We start from the raw sequence: 20056 nt of genomic DNA, 5'->3' as shown, positions 1-20056 counted from the left end.
CTCGACGATCAACGTCAAGCTGATTGTTTTAATTTTTTTGCTGAACCGTCGAATCGCTCTATCGCATCGATCAGCACGCTGATACCCTGGGTGAGCTCCTCTGCCGACGTCCACTCGTGCGCGCAATGACTTTTACCCCCTTTACTGGGCACGAAGATCATTGCTGAAGGACTGATATGGCTTAAAAATGCTGCGTCGTGGCCAGCACCGCTGGGCATCACTTTGTACGGCAACCCAAGGCTGTCGCTGGCATCACGAATATGCGCCATCAGTTGCGGGGCACAGACGACGGGCTGGGTATCGGTGACCGTCTCGCAAGATAGCAGCGTAACCTGATTCATTGCTGCGGCCTGAGCAGCAATTTGCTCGAGCTGCCTGTGCAAGGCCTCCATGCTGGGCCGATGATCCGAGCGCATTTCAACTGAAATTTCGGCAAACCCTGGCACGACATTACTGGCATTCGGTTTGACATTGAACTGGCCACAAGTGGCCACAACGTAATGCTCTGGCTTGTCGCTGGCCATTTGAGCTGCAAATTGGCGAATATCACAGGCGGTCTGTGCTGCAGCGAGCAGTGCATCACTACGCATATGCATGGGCGTCGTCCCCGCATGCGCAGCCTGCCCCTTAAACTTGATGCGCACCCTGATAATGCCGACAATGGCGCTGACCACGCCAATCGGCAAGGCCTCGTTTTCCAGCACGCAGCCTTGCTCAATATGAATTTCAAAAAATGCCTTGATATCGTCTCGCTTGACCAGGGCATTTGGCCTGCCGCCCATACGAACGATTGCGTCTGCAAGCAGTTCTGCGGTCTGCGGGTGTGGACAACGCAGAATATCCTCTGACAAATGACCACTAATGCCCCTGCTGCCAATGCATGACTGGCCCCACTCACTGGGTTCTTCTGCCAGGAAATCAATCACTTCGAGCGTATGATTTAACTTGATATTGCGCTCCTGCAGCGAGGCCACGCATTCGAGCCCGGCAACAACGCCGGCGACGCCATCAAAGCGCCCGCCGCCGGGCACCGTATCGCTATGTGAACCGACAGCGATCACTGCCCCGTTTTTATCCGTACCGGCCAGGCGCCCCACCAGATTGCCAGCCGCATCCACATGCACCACCATGCCCAGTTGCTGCATCCTCTCGGATATCCACTGGCGCCCCTCCAGGAAAGTCTCGCTAAAGGATCGCCTTGTATAAGGCAGCGCCGCATCTGTAATTGCGCCCAGTTCCATCAGGGCATCCCAATAGCGCTGCTGATTGGCTTTCATCATGACGATAATCCTGCTGTTGATAAGGGACGAATAAACTGGCCACTGCCTGGCTCAGCGGTAACATTACTGCCATCGAATACCCAGTTGCCTCGCACCATGGTTTTCTTCACCTTAAAGTCGATCGTACGCCCATCGTACGGGCTCCAATCCGAGAAATTCTGGCCACTGGCCTTGCCGTCGTATACGTATGGATCCTTTTTCAGAATGGCAAGATCAGCGTCACGCCCTACTTCCAACGCACCCTTCGTATCCTGGATGCTGAAAAGCCGTGCCACGTTGTAGGTCAATACCTGTACAACCTTGCTCAATGGAATATTACGTCTTGCCGCTTCAGTGACCATCATGGGAAGCAACACTTCCAGGCCAGTTGCACCGGATGCATTGTCAAACATATTTGTACTGGTCTTGCGATCCAGCGACCAACTAACGTGATCAGTCGATACGACCGTCAAATTGCCGGCTGCCAGATGCTGCCAGAGCGCTTCGCGCTCGCGCTTGCCGCGAATAGGCGGATTGACTTTGCCCCGCCCCACCAGACGGCTGACATCCTCCTCTTCGGACAACACCATATAGTGCAGGCAGGCTTCCATCGTCGCGGGATACCCCTGGCGCTGGTATGACGCGCAAATCTCATAGCCACGGCCATTGGAGCAATGCACGACATGGGCACGACAGCCGGTATCAGCCCCCAGTTCATATACCTGGAGTACAGCCAGATTCTCCGCATATACGGGCCGGCTGGCAGAGTGGCCGGAATAATCTGTCTGGCCCCGGCCCCGAACCCGTTCAATCAGGTGCTTGACGACTTCATCATCTTCATTATGAACCCCTGCGATCAACCCGTATCCGCTGATGGCAGCAAAACAATCGTGCATGGTAAAGGCTGGAATACGGGGAAAACGCTCTGGATCAGTTCCGAACGTAGAAAACTTGAAGCCGATCGCGCCGGCAGCGACGATTTCATCGATTTTGCTGGCCCCTTCATCCGGATGTACGGTTCCATATAGCGCAAAATCCACCCTTGCCTGCTGCTGGGCCTCCTGTTTTTTCAGCTCAAACCGCTGCGCATTGCAAATCAGCATTCCTGCATCGTAAGGCATATCTACAATCGTTCCGACGCCGCCGGCCGCCGCTGAGCGGGTGGACCAGAGGAAATCCTCCTGCCCTTTCTGGCTGCGACTATGCACCTGTGAATCTATGGCTGCAGGAAATATATAGCAATCTGTGAACTGCTCTGTCCGCTTCGCAGCCGGCAGTCCATGCTCGACCGACCCTACATGAGCCACTTTGCCCTTGTGGATGGCTACATACCCGTTGGAAATTTCTCCATGCGCCAATACCAGATGGCCAGTGACCAGCAAATCAAATTCAGTCATACGTTCTCCTAGATTTTTCATAAGAGTGCCACAATCGGTTGGCGCTGTCGTATTCTGAATTTCGATCGAACCTATAGTTTTTTTAGAACAACAAAATACTGACTATAAACTGAACATGCGGATTGCATGCATATACGGCTCGGCAGGAAATAGACTAATATTTAAAAATGAACTACAAAACAGGGATCCTGGCATTTGGGGAAGTTCAGAGTGAGCTGCACGCGACGACCGGGTTAGCACCCGGTGCCCACTTTCTCTGTACCGGACTGAAATTCGGCTTACAACTGAGCAATACATATCGAAGCTGATCCTGTTTACTATATCGGCAAAATAAACAGGGAGAACTTCAATGAAAAAACTGCTTGTAATTATTGGCTTTCTGGCCATTTTTCTGACCGGTTGTGTAGTGCATGATCGCAATTATGGGTATCGTGATGGTTACCGCTACAGCGGACCAAAGTATGAAAGAAAATACAACCATTACAGTCGTCACCGATACTATCGCCCTCGGACCCACCACAGAGAATATCGTGGGCACAGAGAGTATCGCGGCCACAGAGACTATCGCGGCGGTCGGGACTATCGCGGTCATCGGTCACACCACCGGCGCCATCACCGCGATTAATGCGTTTTGCTAGGGCGTCTGCTTCAATGGTTTTTATAGTGCCGTTACTCGTGTGAGACACCTACTATTGGGGCCTATGAGTCTTCCTTAAATATGGTTTCGATAGACTTGTCAAATACTCGTGCAATTGTAAACGCCAGAGGCAGACTGGGATCATATCGCTCGTTTTCGATCGCGTTCACAGTTTGCCTGGATACTTCTAGCAGTGCAGCCAAATCGGCCTGAGACCAGCCTTTTTCAGCTCGAAGCTGCTTAATTATATTCTTCATGAATATCGCCTGAGGCTAACGAAAATTCCAATTATCCAAAAGACTGCCATTAATGGCCAAATAAAGAAATAGGACAATTTCGGATATCCAACGGTTTCAAGAAACCCGTAGCTGAATGTAGCCACTGCTGTTAAGCCGAACGCCCAGCTCAAGGCTTCGAATTGGATTTTTCGTTGTAGTTCATCTAACCGCCGAAGTTGACGAATGACCACCCAACATATGCCAACGGCTGGAATCATTGGCAACAGTGCAATTGCCACGCGTATGGGCGAAGCGTCGCCAATAGTGTCCAATAGATAAGTTGAGACAAAAATCGCGATCATATAGATTACTATGCTCGACCCCAGTTCTAGAAAATAGCGTTTCATAAATAATCGCCTTAGATTACATGTAAAGGAACCTTTACTATACCATTGACTCAAATGTAATGTAAAGCTTGTTTTACATAGCAATATTGCCACAGCTATCCGTTAAGCCGTGCTTTTTTTATCTTCAGCAACATTTAAAGGCGATACGGTTTTACAAAATTTTCGGCAGCCACCGTACGAATTCCTGTCATATTAAACCTGTAATATCTGCGCATTATTGTCAACAGGATCACGTCATATGAAATCCGCTCAATTCTCCCCATCCCGTCGTCGCAGCCTGATGGCCCTGGCCAGTGCGCCCATGTTGCCGCTTACTACCGGTGTGCTTGGCAGTTTCGCCGGCTTTGCTACCGCCCAGACAGCCGACGCTGTAAAAAAAGCGTTTGCCTCTGCCGAGTTTATCGGCATGCCCGCACCCACACTGGATAATCCTGCCGCGCTGGCTGACACTACAGTGGGCTCGTCCCTGAAAATAAACTGGGCCGACAACACCGACACCACGTTTGAACTGGCTTACAAACCGTTCTTTCTGACCGGCGATAAAGTACCCGATGGCAAAGGCGGTGAAATCATCGCTGGCGGTTACTTTGATATCAATAACAAACCCATCATGGACACGTCGGTTGCTGGCAAAGAGCGCCAGATTTTCTCCGACAGCCCCGATGGCACGTCGTTGCTCAAGCTGGACAACGCCAAGGTCGAAGGCGTCAAAGGCAATACAGTATTTGCAGTGGTGCAATTCGAATACACCACCCGCAACCTGAATGGCGACGACATGTACGGCAAACTGCCCTCTCCTATCGCCGTGCTTACACTGGACCAGGATCCGGATACCGGACACCTGTCGCTGGTGAAATATCACAATGTCGATACCTCTGGTGTGCATGGTCTGTGGATCACCTGTGGCGCCTCACTCTCGCCATGGAACACGCATCTGTCCAGTGAAGAATATGAACCGGATGCCTTCAAAGTGGCCAAGAACGACGAATTCAAAGGCTTCAGCAAGGCACTCTTCGGCGACGAGAAAAAAGCCAACCCGTATCACTACGGTCATATGCCTGAAGTCACGGTCAACCCCGACGGCACCGCCACCATCAAGAAACATTACAACCTGGGCCGTATTTCACATGAATTGATTCAGGTGATGCCGGACAACCGTACCGCATTGATGGGCGACGATGCCAACCATGGCGGCCTGTTCATGTTTGTTGCAGACAAAGAAAAAGACCTGTCTGCCGGTAACCTGTATGTCGCAAAATGGCACCAGACCAGCGGCGAAGGCCCTGGCTCGGCCGATCTGACCTGGATTCATCTGGGTCATGCGACCAGCGATGAAATTGAAGCGCTGGCTGACAAGCTGGCGCCCGAAGACATCATGGAAGTGAAAACGGAAGACCCCAATGATGATTCCTTCAAAAAAATCGTCTTTGACAAGAAGGTCAACTGGGTCAAGCTGAAACCCGGCATGGAAAAAGCCGCCACGTTCCTGGAAACCCACCGTCACGCCGCAGTTGCCGGCGGTAGCATGGGCTTTTCAAAAATGGAAGGCACAACGGTTAACGCCAAGGATAAAATCGCCTACTCAGCCATGTCCTATGTGCGCGATGCCATGCTGGATGGCTCCAGCGACATCAAGGTCCAAGGCCCGTATGCCGGCGCCGTCTATGCCCTGAATCTGAAAGCCGGACAGAAAGACAATACTGGCAAGCCAATCAACAGCGAATGGGTTCCAGTCGACATGAAACCACCGGCAGAACTGATCGGCGAAGATCTGAAAACCCCCGATGCGCTGGGCAATACGGCCAACGCAGATAAAATTGCCAATCCGGACAATATCAAGTTTTCAGAAAAACTGCGCACGCTATTCATTGGCGAAGACAGCGGCACACACGTCAATAATTTCCTGTGGGCCTACAACGTGGATACCAAGCAACTGGCACGTCTGCTTTCCTGCCCTGCCGGTGCCGAATCCACCGGCCTGCAGTCGGTAGACGAGCTCAACGGCTGGACCTACATCATGAGCAACTTCCAGCACCCCGGTGACTGGGAAAAAGGCAAAGGCGGCAAACCCGGCCTGCATGACGTAGTCAAGGACAAGGTCGCCCCGCTGATCGATGAAAAATATCACGATCGCTTCAGTGCAGCGGTTGGCTATCTGACCGGCAAGGAAAAAGCCGTCAAGATTTAAAAATACCGGTTCTGCCGGTCACTGGAGCCTGTGCAATGCAGGTTTCGATGGCCGGCTTTGTTTGCCTGCACTCACGGAGATGGCGGGTTTGCTAAAGACCCAGATGCATCGTTATTGCACACACCACTTGCTGATAAAGCGCTCACAAACCAAGCGTGTTTAATCTAAGGCAGTACCCAGCGTTTGGCGGCGCCAGCACCCGTTGGCTACCTTGTCCGCCTGAAACGTGGCTGCCTGTATATGAATTTTACCGATTGTCTTCTTTTTCTTGATCCATATCAATTCAATTTCGGATCACATGCGTCATACTTGCGCCTTTGCTGCGTATTCATTTCGGCTTGCACCTGCGGCGCCACAATCGTGTTGTCACGCATAGGCCGCAGCCCATTTCCGAATTTTTAATCAAACGCTGCATATGACGCTGTCCCCACAAGACAGGCACTGCCTTTACAGCTATCTTGAGAGAAAAAGACGAATTATGAGTCCGAACCCATCCAACAGGATAATGACTAAACCCGGCTTAGAGGCACACCATGGGTTATAAGACGTGGGCGATGTTTGTATTGCTGCTGCTGGTCATTTGCCGGGTATTGGTCAATGCTACGCCGCCAGTCCGCACGCATCCACAGGCAGTTCCTCCTACAATGGTCACGGGCTTGCTTGGTGTCATCTGTCCCAGATTCTTTTAGCAAATGGCTTTGGGAGTAATCAGCAATAGCCAGCCACGCAACTGACGCTGCCAGTCAGGCCACAAGATTACCGGGATCAATCGTCGATGCACTGCGAACGGCGTTGAACGATCATCAATAACCTTGAACAAGATTAAACAAGAGCACAGGCACACAACCCATGCCAAGGCACTGAAAAGCGCGTCCAGAAAAAAAAATGCCCCTGAAAAATCACAAATGAATTCAGGGGCATTCTTTGTTCAGCTGATACGGCAGCTAGCGGCTAGCTATTAGTGGTTTTCCTTGGCATGGTTGATCGTGTACTTAGGAATTTCCACAACCAGATCCTTATCAGCCACAAGCGCCTGGCATGACAGACGTGATACCGGAGTCAGGCCCCAGGCTTTGTCGAGCAGATCTTCCTCGTCGTCACTGGCCTCTTCCATTGAATTGAAGCCTTCCTTGATCACAACGTGGCAAGTGGTGCAGGCACAGGACAATTCGCAGGCGTGTTCAATCTCAATATGATTGTCCAGCAGAATCCTGCAAATGGATGTGCCTTCAGGTGCATCGCTAATGACGGCGCCTTCCGGGCAGACATCGGGATGCGGCAATACGGTAATCTTGGGCATAAACTTGGGTCCGTTATGAGGTCGTTAAGCGATATCGTTAAGCGATTTGCCAGCGAGTGCATCGCGAATGCTTCTGTCCATGCGACGAGCGGCGAAATCTTCGGTGGCCTTGGCCAGCCGGTCAGTGGCGTCACGCCAGTCGACAATATCATCGGTATCGGACAGACCCGATAGCGATTCAATCTGCTCGGTAATGTCGCGAATTTCCTCTTCGCTCAACAGGTCCCGGTCTTTTTCCATGGCAGCCTTGACTGAATCGATCAACTGGCGTGCATCTACCTGCTGTTCGCGCAGCATACGCTGTGCTGAATCTTCGCCGGCGTTCTGCATGCTTTCCTGCAACATGGCGGTAATCTGCTCGTCGGTCAATCCGTAAGAAGGCTTGACGGTAATCTGCGCTTCTTTGCCCGTGCTTTGTTCTGCGGCAGTGACACTGAGCAGTCCATCGGCATCCACCTGGAAAGTCACGCGGATGCGCGCTGCGCCGGCCACCATCGGTGGGATGTCACGCAGTTCAAACCGCGCCAGCGAGCGACAGTCGGTGACCAGGTCGCGTTCGCCCTGCAGCACATGGATGCTCATGGCGGTCTGGCCGTCTTTGTAGGTCGTAAATTCCTGAGCCCGGGCTACCGGAATGGTGCTATTGCGTGGAATGATTTTCTCGACCAGACCACCCATGGTTTCCAGTCCCAGCGACAACGGCGTCACGTCCAGCAGCAGCCAGTCTTCGCCAGGGGCGCGATTGCCGGCCAGCAAGTGGGCCTGGCGCGCTGCGCCCAGCGCCACGACTTTGTCCGGATCCAGGTCGGTCAGTGGTTGCTGACCGAAATACTCGCGCACGCGGTTGCGTACGACCGGCATACGGGTCGCACCGCCAACCAGCACCACGCCATCGATCTGTTGCAGGGTCAGCCCTGCGCTATGCAGCACGTCATCAACCAGCGTCAGCGTCCGTGTGATCAAGTGACGGCTGATGTTTTCGAAATGATTTTGCGGGAACATCTGGTCAATATTCAGTCCGTTGGACAATGACACCTCAAAGGCAGCCTTGGTGGCGCCAGAGAGTTTTTCCCGCATCTGACGTGCGCGGCTCAGCATAAGCCGGCGATCTGCGACAGTCAGTTGCTCCTGGCTATGGTGCTTCATGATATCGGCCACAATGGCTTCGTCAAAATCGTCGCCACCCAGTTGCGTATCACCGCCTGTAGCAACCACTTCAAACACGCCTTTGCTCAGGCGCAGAATAGAGATGTCGAACGTGCCGCCGCCCAGATCGTACACAGCGAACACCCCTTCAGAGGCATTATCCAGCCCATAGGCAATCGCTGCCGCTGTTGGTTCGTTCAGCAGGCGCAGTACGTTCAGGCCAGCCACGCGTGCGGCATCGCGGGTTGCCTGGCGCTGGGTATCATCAAAATAGGCGGGCACAGTAATGACAGCACCCACCAGATCGTCGCCCAGCACATCTTCAGCACGCTGACGCAACTTGGCCAGGATCTGTGCCGACACATCTACCGGCGTTTTGTCGCCCTGGCGGGTGCGAATGCGCACGGTACCCTCGCCTGGAGAAAACTCGTAAGGCAATTTCATGCTGATCGCTTCGTCATAGGAGCGGCCCATAAGCCGTTTGACGGAAACCAGCGTATTTAACGGATCGGTGTTTTGCTTGCGAACGGCCGGGTAGCCGATTTCCACACCCTGGCCATCCAGATAACGCACAACAGACGGCAACAGTTCCTTGCCGTTCTCGTCGGCCAGGACTTCGGGAATGCTGTTGCGCACTGCGGCAACCAGCGAGTGGGTCGTGCCCAGATCAATACCAACAGCAAAACGACGTTGATGGGGGACCGGAGAGTCTCCGGGTTCGGAAATCTGTAAGAGTGCCATGCTTTGAAAATTCTATTTAGGTTGACGCAGCAACGCTTTGGCGTCCTGATGGATTTTCGAAATGAACATGCCTTCGCGCACTTTTGCGGTTGCCGCAGCAATGTCCTTCTGGACATCAAGCAGCGTGTGCAACTGTGCATACAAGTCGTTCTCGGCCTGCTCCAGCGTGTGTAAAAACTCGCGCACGCGCTGTGCGTCAGGCTGGTCACGCAATTCGTCCAGCGCTTCGTGCCACTCCATTTGTGCCATCAGAAATTGCGGGGCCATGGCCGTATTGTTTTCCGCGCCAATGTCAGCCCCTGCCCGTTCACATAAATAGCGCGCCCGCGCCAGCGGATTTTTGAGGACCTGATAGGCTTCATTGATGCGCGATGACCATTGCATGGCGATCCGTTTTTCGGCAGCCGAAGCTGTGGAATAACGGTCGGGATGCACCCTGGCAGACACGGTTTTCCATGCCTGTTCCAGGTCGGGCAATGATACGGCGAACTGCTCAGGTAAACCGAATAACGAGAAATGCGATGCTGCCTGCTCTGTCACGTTTACACCGTAAATGATTCGCCGCAGCCGCAGGCTGCTTTTTCATTGGGATTGGTGAATTTAAATCCTTCATTCAATCCCTCACGGGCATAATCAAGCTCGGTGCCGTCGATGTAGGGCAGGCTTTTCGCATCTACGAAGACCTTCACGCCGTGGCTTTCAAATACTTCGTCAGCCGTATCCAGTTCGTCAACATATTCAAGTTTGTACGCCATACCGGAACAGCCGGTAGTGCGCACACCCAAGCGCAGACCAATCCCCTTACCACGCTTTTGGAGGTAGCGTTCAATGTGCTGCGCCGCTTTCGGAGATAAGGTAATTGCCATTGTGCTTAACCTGTATGTTTGTCTTTGTAATCTTGAACTGCCGCCTTGATGGCGTCTTCAGCCAGAATAGAGCAGTGAATTTTCACCGGCGGCAGTGCCAGCTCTTCGGCGATTTGCTTATTGCGAATGTCCAGCGCCTGATCCAGCGTCTTGCCTTTTACCCATTCGGTAACCAGCGAGCTGGAGGCAATTGCAGAGCCGCAGCCATAGGTTTTGAAGCGTGCGTCTTCAATCACACCTTCCTTGTTGACTTTGATCTGCAGCTTCATTACATCGCCACAGGCCGGAGCGCCAACCATGCCGGTACCAATAGACTCGTCGCCTTTCTCGAACGAGCCTACGTTACGAGGATTTTCATAGTGATCAAGAACTTTGTTGCTGTATGCCATGATAATTTCTCCTGAAACTGTTAATGCGCTGCCCACTGAACACTGTTCAGATCGATGCCTTCCTTGGCCATTTCCCACAAGGGAGACATATCGCGCAGTTTGTCGACCCGGGACTTGATGAGTTCGACAGCGTAATCGATTTCTTCTTCGGTTGTGAAGCGGCCGATGGTAAACCGGATGGAACTGTGCGCCAATTCGTCATTGCGGCCCAGCGCACGCAGTACGTAAGATGGCTCAAGGCTGGCAGAGGTACAGGCAGAACCACTGGATACGGCCAGTTCCTTGATTGCCATGATAAGCGACTCACCTTCTACATAGTTGAAGCTGACGTTCAGATTATGCGGCACGCGCTTTTCCATATCGCCGTTCAGATACACTTCTTCGATCGTGCACAACCCGTTCCACAAGCGATCGCGCAGCGCCCGGATACGTTCGTTTTCGGTATGGCCCTTTTCCTTGGCCAGACGGAACGCTTCACCCATGCCCACGATCTGATGGGTTGCGAGCGTTCCGGAACGGAATCCCCGCTCATGACCGCCGCCATGGATTTGCGCTTCAATACGAATGCGCGGTTTACGACGAATGTACAGGGCGCCGATACCTTTGGGGCCGTTTGTTTTGTGCGCTGAAAAGGACATCAGGTCCACTTTCAGCGTGGCCAGATCAATATCTACCTTGCCGGTGGCCTGGGCTGCATCCACGTGAAAAATAATGCCCTTTTCACGGCACAGCTCGCCAATGGCTGGAATATCCTGGATGACGCCGATTTCGTTGTTCACGAACATGACTGAAATCAGTATGGTATCGGGGCGGATGGCCGCCTTTAGAACGTCCATATCGATCAGACCGTTGTCCTGAACGTTCAGGTAGGTCACCTCAAACCCCTGGCGCTCCAGTTCCCGCATGGTATCGAGCACAGCCTTGTGCTCGGTTTTCACCGTAATCAGATGCTTGCCACGTTCTTTGTAGAAATTGGCTGCGCCCTTGATCGCCAGGTTATTTGATTCGGTTGCGCCAGAAGTCCACACGATTTCACGTGGATCGGCGTTGACCAGATCAGCCACCTGCTTTCTGGCGTTTTCAACGGCCTCTTCGGCTGTCCAGCCAAAAGAGTGACTGCGCGAGGCGGGGTTGCCAAACTCTTCATAAAGCCATGGCACCATTTTCTCAACTACCTCAGGATCTACCGGGGTGGTCGCTGAATAGTCCAGATAAACGGGTAATTTAAGCATTCTATACTCCACTGATTAAGCGATAACAGATGCCAGGGCATCAGGTGTCTTTTTCATTTGTACAACCGGGGAATCGGTCTGGTGCTCAAGCTGGCGCATGCGCTGCTGATCGACCAGATCCTGCAGGGAAACTGAGTCCAGATAATCCACAACAGTACGATTTAACCGGGTCCACAGGTCATGCGTCATGCATTTGCCGCTAAGCGACCCGTTCTTACCGGTCGAACAGTCTGTCTTGCTGCCACAGCTGGTGGCGTCAATGGGCTCGTCAACCGCGAAAATAATATCTGCAATGGTGATTTCGCGAGCGAACTTGGCCAGGGTGTAACCCCCTCCGGGTCCGCGCACACTGTCGACCAGTTCGTGACGACGCAACTTGCCGAACAGCTGCTCCAGATAAGACAGGGAAATATTCTGCCGCTGGCTGATTGCCGCAAGGGTAATAGGCCCGCCATTCTGGCGCAGGGCGAGATCAATCATGGCGGTAACAGCGAAACGACCTTTTGTAGTAAGACGCATAGCGAATCCTTTGCCAATAAACCTAGTAATTTACTCAAGTATAGCAAAATCCCTAGTAAATTACTAGGGATTAATGCGATGCAATAAAAAGGTGTTGCGAAATGCCCTTCAAGAGGGGAAACGCCGGCTGGGGAGTCAATAGACAGAAGGACAACAGATTGAAACTGTTTTTTCCCGTCGATAAGTAACCGGGCATAAAACCGGGGATGACAGATTGCCTGCCTATCCCCTGGACCGATGCAGGCTGCCCTGCCCGGTCCGACGCTGAGCGCCATGCACATGCCAGCCCTTGAGCGCGACATGAGCGCTTTGGTTGCGCCTTAGGCTGCTTCAGGACATTGTTGGCCATTCCTGCCCACTTCTGCCCACTTTAATAGCAGCATTATGGCCCTGAATGGCCGATTTAGCTGCCACTTGAAGCCGCCTTAAGCTGCCTGATATTGCTTGACGCGTTTGCTGATGATCTCGAACACGCCCTGACAGGCGTCTTCCAGATAGTCGAGCATGCGCGTGAAGCTGTCCAGACCGCCATAATAGGGATCCGGCACCGTTGCCTCTTCGTAGTCGTTCGCAAATCGCATTAGCAGCATCAGCTTGTGCTGTTGCGGCTTTGGACAAATTTGCTGCAGATACGACAGATTATCCCAATCCATTGCAAGAATCAGATCGAACTCCTTGAAATCATTGGGAGTGACCTGCCGGGCGCGGCATTGGGAAATATCGTAGCCGCGCTTTCTCGACACCAATTGGGCGCGACCGTCCGGAGGATCACCAATATGGTAGTCCTGAGTTCCGGCCGAATCTGTCGTAATGGAGTCTTGCAAGCCTGCCTCTTCGACAAGGCGACGAAAGACCCCCTCCGCAGCGGGAGAGCGACAAATATTGCCCATGCATACAAAAAGAACTTTAGTGACCATAGCCATATAGTGTGATGGAAAACCCTAAGAAAGGCAAGAGTTATTTACGTTTCAATACGAGTTATATAGAGATTTTTTCTTAAAAATCAAGATGCTAAGACCCGTGATTCGAACCGTACGACGATACTTAAATCATACACGCTTTAAATTCAAGTGAAAATAGCCAAAAGCCAAATATTTAGTGCACAGCACAACTTTCATGCAATCTACGCACCAAAAAAGTGCATCGGCGAAAAACGTTGTTGCAATGCACACAAACGGCCGGTATCGCCTGCTTGCGGCGACGCCAGTTGCGCTAAATTCAGGCGTTTGCGTTGACGCTCGGATTGAATATGGGCGCCGTCAGTGCCAGGGACGTGAGCCTGGCCTGCACGTCATAAATGCGCGACGTAATCATCAGTTCATTGACACCAGTAGCCTCAATAAAGCGCTCTATTCCATGCTGTACAGTGGCCGGCGATCCAACCATGGAATAAGCCAGCTTCTGCTCGACACCGGCCTTTTCCATGGGCGTGACCAGTGCATCGATATTGTCTACCGGTGGCGGCATTTTGCCCGGCTTGCCCCGGAACAGCTGCACCGAAGCCAGTTGCATGGAAGTGTAGTGAAACCGGGCCTCTTCGTCCGTATCAGCAGCAATGACATTGATACAGGCCACCGCATACGGCTTGTCCAGGTAGGCTGACGGCTGGAACATAGTCCGGTAGACCGACAGCGCGGGCATCAGATCGGTAGGTGCAAAATGCGATGCAAAGGCAAAGGGCAGACCCAGGTGCGCGGCCAGCTGGGCGCTATACAAGCTGGAGCCCAGCAGCCATAAGGGAACGCGCAATCCGGTACCCGGTACCGCCTGCACTGCCTGCCCTGGCCGCGCATCTTCAAAATAAGCCCGCAACTCCTGAACATCTTCAGGAAAACGCTCTGCGGCAGCATGGATGTCGCGCCGCAATGCACGGGCCGTTGTCATATCCGTACCGGGCGCACGCCCAAGTCCCAGATCGATACGATCGGGATACAGCGAGGCCAGCGTGCCAAATTGCTCGGCAATCACCAGCGGCGAATGATTCGGCAGCATGACACCGCCCGACCCGACCCGGATCGATTGCGTGCCGCCCGCAATAAACCCGAGCGCAACCGAGGTCGCCGCGCTGGCAATCCCCGGCATATTATGGTGTTCGGCCATCCAGAAGCGGCGATAGCCCAGCTTTTCAGCGGTCTGCGCCAGCGCCAGGGAATGATGCAATGCTTCGCGGGTAGTTTCGCCTTCGTTGACGGGAGATAAATCTAATACTGAAAATGGAATCACAACGGCCTCGCAAAATTCTGACAGCAGGCGCCTTTGACGGGCCTGAAGGTATAAGCGCAGACGATCAGCACGCTACGCGCCTGGCAAGCGACGCAAATAAACAGCACGCGGCTGGCCGCGCCGATCTGCACGGAAAAATAGTTGACTAAGCAATAGTAATACAGGCAAGGACCCAATGCGAGAAAAACCCTGCCCTTAGCATGACTGTCCGCTACATGCCCGATGGCAGTGTTCGCAAAAACGCCTCATCTTCGTTGGTCAGCCAGCCCTTTTGCCGGGCCGCCTCGATCAGATCAGGCCGACGAGCTGCGGTGAGCGCAAGCGAGGCCTCTCGCCTGAAGCGCGCAATATTTTTGTGGTGACCCGAGGCCAGTACCGACGGTACCGGTATGCCATTAAATAGCTCTGGGCGTGTGTAGTGAGGGCTGTCCAGCAGACCAGACAGTGACGGCTGGAAAGAGTCCTGGATTGCCGAATCAGCCGTATGCAGCACATCGGGCAGCAACCTGACAACGGCATCCATGATTGCCATGGCGGCAATTTCCCCACCCGAGAGCACAAAATCACCCAAAGACAGTTCGTCGTCTACATACTGGTCGATAAAGCGCTGATCAATGCCTTCGTAGCGACCACAAAGCAGAATCGCACCCGGCGTGGCCGCAAGCGATTGGGCTACCTCCTGGTCAAAACGACGCCCTACGGGGCTCATCAGAATGACAGGCAAAGGCGATACACCCTGAGCCTGCTGATGCGAGCGCGCTGCCATCAAAGCATGCTCGAGCGGCTGACTGAGCATAACCATACCCGGCCCACCGCCATAGGGGCGATCATCGACCGTATGATGTACGTCTGTGGTGTAGTTTCTGGGGTTCCAGGTATTGACCGACCAGATACCCTGCCGATGCGCCCTGCCCGTGACGCCCGAATCGCTCACTGCCGTGAACAATTCAGGAAACAGGGTAATCACATCAAACCGCATCAAAAATCCAGTGGGAAGCGGGTAACGATGCGGCGAGCCGCTACATCCACCTGCGGCACGTGTTCGCTGACAAAAGGCACCAGCCATTCCTGAACACGCCCCTTGGCGTCAAGAAGCGGCGCCGGCTCGCCCTGGGCGTCGGCCTGATGCCGCGCAACCCGCAGCACGCCGTGCGCGCCATTATCCATCACCTCCAGGACAATACCTGCAAGTTGGCCGTCATCTTCAAGATAGACCCGACTGCCGATCAGATCGACCCAGTAATATTCATCGTCTGGCGCCGAAGGAAACAGGCTGCGGGAAGCAAAAATCGATGTGCCTTTCATGGCTTCGGCCTGATCGCGATCAGTAACACCCTCCAGGGCCGCCACCAGATCGGAGCCCTGCTCCCGCACCCGCTGCACGCCAATAGGCGTATGCGCAGACAACAGTGCGCCGTTACGTGGCGATACACGCGCCAGCCACCACTGATCAATATCCAGCAGCGCGCTGCGCTCGTCTGAATAGGGCTGGATTTTTACCATACCCTTGACGCCATAGGCAGACACAATTCGGCCAAGCTCGACCAGATCCTCGGGTAGCGTGCTCATTCCAGCTCCAGGCAATGAAAATTCAAATGATGATAAAACAAAAAAGGGCGCCACAAAAAAGGACGCCAGACCAGAGACGCTCGCAGGCTGACTTCAGCCACAAACGCGACCATCAGGCGGTTTATTGGACATCCCACTGGACGATCTAATAGACGATCCTATGGAGACAACCCATTGAACGGCTCATTGAATAGCCTGCTGGGCGATCTGTCGGACGGTTCATCAGACGAGCTGTCGGATCGGTTTATTTTACTCTAAACCGGTCTGCCCAATAGCTACAGCGCAAATGGCAAAGCCCCGGCATGAAGCCAGGGCCAGAGCCAGTACTTTTACCCGTTTGATACAGGCGCAAGCAACGCCGACGCTTGATTCAGAAGCAAACCTTAAGCAAAATCTGCTTTTGAATAAAGCTGCTTTGAACGCTTTGAATTTAAGCGTTGGCTACTTTTGCCGAGTGCTCTTTAACCAGACGAGCAACAGCAGGAGACAGCTGAGCGCCGTTATCAACCCAGTATGTAACGCGGTCAGATGCGATGCGCAGGGCTTCTGTGCCTTCTTTGGCTACAGGATTGTAAAAGCCGACGCGCTCAATGAAACGACCGTCACGACGGTTGCGCGAATCGGCAGCAACCAGATTATAGAACGGACGTTTTTTTGAGCCACCGCGGGCAAGACGAATAACCACCATAGGTAGACCTTTGTGAATGAGTTCAGGAATTCTTAAAACAGAAGATGATAGCACCAATTGCCACCACCTGCCAAGAAAATTCCGCGAATTGATCTGAAAAACCGAATTAAAACAACAGACTTAGCGTCTCTGAAGGTAATGGACAGCACCCGTCTCCGTCTCTTCCTGAGACAAAAGCGGGTTGTGCGTCTGTTTGGAAAACGCCTGAAAATCACGGATCGCATTGCGATCTGTCGTAATGATTTTCAACACTTGGCCGCTTTGTATGGTCGCCAGCGCCTTTTTTGCACGCAAGATAGGCAGCGGGCAAGTCAATCCCGACGCATCAACCACCTGAACAAATGCAACATCTTCTGACATAGCTATTTTCCTAAGATTAGCCAGCGCCCGCCCTGCAAACGATTACAGGGCGCGGGCGCCGCCGGATCCTCTGCGGCTGTTTACAGCCGCGATTCCACCCATTGCTGAACGCCGGCCACCGCACCCGGCAAGGCCGCAGCATCAGTGCCACCGCCCATCGCCATATCGGGCCGACCACCACCTTTGCCGCCGATTTGCGCAGACACATGGGATACCAGATCCCCAGCCTTCACTTTACCTGTCAGATCCTGCGTGACACCGGCAGCCACACTGACTTTACCATCGCTTTCAGTGGCCAGCAGCACAATGGCGCTTTTGAGGGTGTTCTTCAGATTATCAATGAGACCGCGCAGCGACTTGGGGTCGGCATTCGGAATGACCAGGGCCAATAGCTGCACGCCCTTGACCTGCACAGCCTGGGACGACAAATCGGCGCTGGACGCGGCCGCCAGCTTGGCCTTGAGGCGATCCATTTCTTTTTCCGCCGCACGCAGTTGTTCCTGCTGCAACCGGGTTCTTTCCACCAGATCGGCAGGATTGCTCTTGAGGATGGCAGCGGCCTGCTGAACCGAAGCATTCAGGTTCTGCACCCAGCCAAAGGCGTTGTGCCCAGTGATGGCTTCCACACGCCGCACGCCCTCACCCACACCACTCTCGGATACAATTTTGAACAGGCCAATATCGCCGGTGCGCGCCACGTGCGTGCCACCGCACAACTCGCGCGAAAAACCGATATCCAGAACTCTTACGCTGTCGCCATATTTCTCGCCGAACAGCGCCATGGCTCCGTCCGCCACTGCCTCATCAAAGGACATCACGCGCGCAGCCACATCATTGTTGGCCAACACCTCGTTATTCACGATCGCCTCTACATCCCGGATTTGCACAGCAGTAACCGGCGAGCCGTGAGAAAAGTCAAAGCGGGTTTTATCGGGATCAACCAGCGAACCGCGCTGCTGCACATGCTCGCCCAGCACTTGCTTGAGCGCCTTGTGCAACAAGTGCGTGGCCGAGTGGTTGCGCACGGTGGCAGCACGCCTGCCGGTGTCTACCTGAGCCTGAACCTGGTCCCCAACCTTGAGACTGCCCAGACTGACCGTACCGTGATGGCCAAATACATTAGCCTGGATTTTTTGTGTATCTACAACATCAAAAGCCGAGCCGAAGCCGGTAAGAACCCCGCTGTCGCCGACCTGACCGCCGGATTCGGCATAAAACGGCGTATTGTCCAGCACAACAATGGCATCCTGACCTTCCTGGACTGCATCGACCATCGTGCCATCCACATAAAGTGCCTGTACGGTTGCGGTGGTTTGCAAATGCTCATAGCCTTCGAAGCGGGTTTGCACCCCCTCGTACTGCAGGTTCGCCGCCATCTTGAACTTGCCGCTGGCCTTGGCCTGGGCCTTCTGGCGCGCCATGGCCTCATCGTAACCCGCCTGATCAACGCCGAAACCGCGCTCACGACACACGTCGGCGGTCAGATCAAATGGAAAACCGAATGTGTCGTACAAGCGGAAGGCCGTCTGGCCATCAAGCACGCCATCCTTGCCCAGCGCAGCCAGCTCATCGTTCAGGATACGCATCCCGTTGACCAGGGTTTCCTGGAAGCGCACTTCCTCCTGACGGATCACGGAAGCCACGCGCTCAGCCGATTTGGCCAATTCAGGATAGGCCTCGCCCATCTGCTGGACCAGATCAGTCACTAACTGATGGAAAAACGGTGTTGTCTTGCCCAGCTGATGGCCGTGACGCAGGGCGCGGCGAACAATACGGCGCAACACATAGCCGCGGCCAACATTCCCGGGAATGACGCCATCTACAATCATAAAACTGCAGGCACGGATATGGTCGGCAATAACCTTGAGCGAATTGTTGGACAGGTCGCTGGTGCCGGTCTCACGTGCCGCAGCCTTGATCAGGCTTTGGAAGAGATCAATTTCGTAATTGGAATGAACATGCTGCAAAACTGCAGCGATACGCTCCAGCCCCATGCCGGTATCAACACAGGGGCGCGGCAGCGGCGTCATATTGCCCTGCTGGTCGCGCTCAAACTGCATGAACACCAGGTTCCAGACCTCGATATAACGGTCGCCGTCCTCGTCGGGCGATCCCGGTGGGCCGCCCCAGACATCGGGTCCGTGGTCATAGAAAATTTCCGAACACGGACCGCAAGGGCCGGTATCGGCCATCTGCCAGAAATTGTCGGACGCATAGCGTGCGCCCTTGTTGTCGCCAATACGGATAATACGCTCTGCCGGAACGCCGATTTCCTTGAGCCAGATATCATAGGCTTCGTCGTCTTCCTGGTAGACCGTTACCCACAGTTTGTCGGCCGGCAGGCCATAGACCGTGGTCAGCAATTCCCAGGCGTAGCGGATGGCATCCTGCTTGAAATAATCGCCAAAGCTGAAGTTGCCCAGCATTTCGAAAAACGTATGATGTCTGGCGGTATAGCCGACATTTTCCAGGTCATTGTGCTTGCCGCCGGCACGCAGGCAACGCTGCGAGGTGGTGGCACGCGAATATGGCCGCGCCTCCTTGCCAGTGAATACATCCTTGAACTGCACCATACCGGAGTTGGTGAACAGCAAAGTGGGGTCGTTTCCCGGCACCAATGAAGAAGACGGCACAATGGTGTGGCCCTTCGATTCAAAAAAGTGCAGGAATTTCTGGCGGATGTCAGCGACTTTCATTGTAAGAAATGGAAGAAAAATTTGGTAACCCGTTATTATAAGATGACTTTCGACAATTGCGCGTGTCGGCACTGCAAATGCCAAAGTAATGTGTCGCTTCCTGGCCTCTGTCGCCCGCAGCACACAGAATATGAGCCACTTTGATCTGCTGCACGGTGCGTTTGTCAGGCAATCGCCTGGTACGGATGAACAAAAATTCGAACACGACGCAAGCAAAGCAC

20 protein-coding genes are annotated in these 20056 nt (G+C 53.7%); 2 read left to right on the top strand and 18 right to left on the bottom strand.

From position 1 onward, the window contains the following. Nucleotides 1-14: 14 nt before the first annotated feature. Nucleotides 15-1280, bottom strand: coding sequence for a Zn-dependent hydrolase (locus EV681_RS09705; RefSeq protein ID WP_130303815.1), 1266 nt, complete (start codon nt 1278-1280; stop codon nt 15-17). After that, nucleotides 1277-2656, bottom strand: a complete 1380-nt coding sequence (locus EV681_RS09700) for a dihydroorotase (RefSeq protein WP_130303814.1) — start codon at nt 2654-2656, stop codon at nt 1277-1279. The genes EV681_RS09705 and EV681_RS09700 overlap by 4 nt, the downstream gene beginning before the upstream one ends. Nucleotides 2657-3117: 461 nt before the next feature. Between EV681_RS09700 and EV681_RS22520 the strand changes: the two genes are divergently transcribed. Then, nucleotides 3118-3294 (top strand): hypothetical protein, encoded by a 177-nt coding sequence (locus EV681_RS22520; RefSeq protein ID WP_165392990.1) that lies wholly within the window; start codon nt 3118-3120, stop codon nt 3292-3294. A 61-nt stretch (nt 3295-3355) separates the two neighbouring features. On the opposite strand, the gene EV681_RS09695 is transcribed toward EV681_RS22520, so the two are convergent. Beyond that, a complete protein-coding gene (locus tag EV681_RS09695) occupies nt 3356-3550 on the bottom strand; it encodes a helix-turn-helix transcriptional regulator (protein ID WP_128394297.1) in 195 nt (64 codons plus the stop codon). Next, complete coding sequence (locus EV681_RS09690) at nt 3547-3918, bottom strand: hypothetical protein (RefSeq protein WP_130303813.1); 372 nt, start codon at nt 3916-3918, stop codon at nt 3547-3549. The genes EV681_RS09695 and EV681_RS09690 overlap by 4 nt, the downstream gene beginning before the upstream one ends. A 238-nt stretch (nt 3919-4156) precedes the next feature. Here EV681_RS09690 and EV681_RS09685 point away from each other — a divergent pair, with 238 nt between their 5' ends. Continuing rightward, the gene (locus tag EV681_RS09685; protein ID WP_130303812.1) at nt 4157-6106 is read left to right on the top strand and encodes a PhoX family protein; all 1950 of its coding nucleotides are present in this window, start codon (nt 4157-4159) and stop codon (nt 6104-6106) included. Nucleotides 6107-7064: 958 nt separating this feature from the next. Here EV681_RS09685 and fdx read toward each other — a convergent pair. The 14 genes from fdx to alaS all read right to left on the bottom strand — a co-directional run bounded on the left by fdx (nt 7065) and on the right by alaS (nt 19835). Then, nucleotides 7065-7406: an ISC system 2Fe-2S type ferredoxin gene (gene fdx / locus EV681_RS09680; protein ID WP_130303811.1), complete on the bottom strand. Its 342-nt coding sequence runs from the start codon at nt 7404-7406 to the stop codon at nt 7065-7067. Between the two features lie 24 nt (nt 7407-7430). Next, a complete protein-coding gene (hscA, locus tag EV681_RS09675) occupies nt 7431-9293 on the bottom strand; it encodes a Fe-S protein assembly chaperone HscA (protein ID WP_130303810.1) in 1863 nt (620 codons plus the stop codon). A 12-nt stretch (nt 9294-9305) separates the two neighbouring features. Beyond that, nucleotides 9306-9833, bottom strand: coding sequence for a Fe-S protein assembly co-chaperone HscB (gene hscB, locus EV681_RS09670; protein WP_242612181.1), 528 nt, complete (start codon nt 9831-9833; stop codon nt 9306-9308). A 2-nt stretch (nt 9834-9835) separates the two neighbouring features. Further along, complete coding sequence (gene iscA / locus EV681_RS09665) at nt 9836-10159, bottom strand: iron-sulfur cluster assembly protein IscA (RefSeq protein ID WP_128394312.1); 324 nt, start codon at nt 10157-10159, stop codon at nt 9836-9838. Nucleotides 10160-10164: 5 nt separating this feature from the next. Beyond that, on the bottom strand, nt 10165-10548 hold the full coding sequence (iscU, locus tag EV681_RS09660; protein ID WP_014750524.1) for a Fe-S cluster assembly scaffold IscU: 384 nt from the start codon (nt 10546-10548) through the stop codon (nt 10165-10167). A gap of 20 nt (nt 10549-10568) precedes the next feature. Then, nucleotides 10569-11780 (bottom strand): IscS subfamily cysteine desulfurase, encoded by a 1212-nt coding sequence (locus EV681_RS09655; RefSeq protein ID WP_128394313.1) that lies wholly within the window; start codon nt 11778-11780, stop codon nt 10569-10571. 15 nt (nt 11781-11795) lie between these two features. After that, the gene (locus EV681_RS09650) at nt 11796-12299 is read right to left on the bottom strand and encodes a Fe-S cluster assembly transcription factor (protein ID WP_014750522.1); all 504 of its coding nucleotides are present in this window, start codon (nt 12297-12299) and stop codon (nt 11796-11798) included. Between the two features lie 425 nt (nt 12300-12724). Then, complete coding sequence (locus EV681_RS09645) at nt 12725-13216, bottom strand: low molecular weight protein-tyrosine-phosphatase (RefSeq protein WP_014750521.1); 492 nt, start codon at nt 13214-13216, stop codon at nt 12725-12727. A gap of 301 nt (nt 13217-13517) precedes the next feature. Beyond that, a complete protein-coding gene (locus tag EV681_RS09640) occupies nt 13518-14522 on the bottom strand; it encodes an LLM class flavin-dependent oxidoreductase (protein WP_130303808.1) in 1005 nt (334 codons plus the stop codon). Between the two features lie 211 nt (nt 14523-14733). After that, the gene (gene trmD, locus EV681_RS09635; protein ID WP_130303807.1) at nt 14734-15501 is read right to left on the bottom strand and encodes a tRNA (guanosine(37)-N1)-methyltransferase TrmD; all 768 of its coding nucleotides are present in this window, start codon (nt 15499-15501) and stop codon (nt 14734-14736) included. Next, on the bottom strand, nt 15501-16091 hold the full coding sequence (gene rimM / locus EV681_RS09630) for a ribosome maturation factor RimM (RefSeq protein ID WP_130303806.1): 591 nt from the start codon (nt 16089-16091) through the stop codon (nt 15501-15503). The genes trmD and rimM overlap by 1 nt, the downstream gene beginning before the upstream one ends. A gap of 430 nt (nt 16092-16521) precedes the next feature. Continuing rightward, nucleotides 16522-16779 carry a 30S ribosomal protein S16 gene (rpsP, locus tag EV681_RS09625; RefSeq protein ID WP_128394572.1) on the bottom strand — a complete coding sequence of 86 codons (258 nt, stop codon included), beginning with the start codon at nt 16777-16779 and terminating at the stop codon, nt 16522-16524. A gap of 120 nt (nt 16780-16899) precedes the next feature. Then, complete coding sequence (locus EV681_RS09620) at nt 16900-17139, bottom strand: sulfurtransferase TusA family protein (RefSeq protein ID WP_128394317.1); 240 nt, start codon at nt 17137-17139, stop codon at nt 16900-16902. Nucleotides 17140-17219: 80 nt separating this feature from the next. Next, entirely contained in the window at nt 17220-19835 is a 2616-nt protein-coding gene (alaS, locus tag EV681_RS09615; RefSeq protein WP_130303805.1) for an alanine--tRNA ligase, read from the bottom strand. Between the last annotated feature and the right edge of the window lie 221 nt (nt 19836-20056).

Source organism: Advenella incenata (genome assembly GCF_004217095.1).
GTDB lineage: Bacteria > Pseudomonadota > Gammaproteobacteria > Burkholderiales > Burkholderiaceae_B > Advenella > Advenella incenata.
The sequence above is the reverse complement of the archived record's forward strand: the minus strand, read 5'-3'. Positions and strand labels throughout refer to the sequence as shown.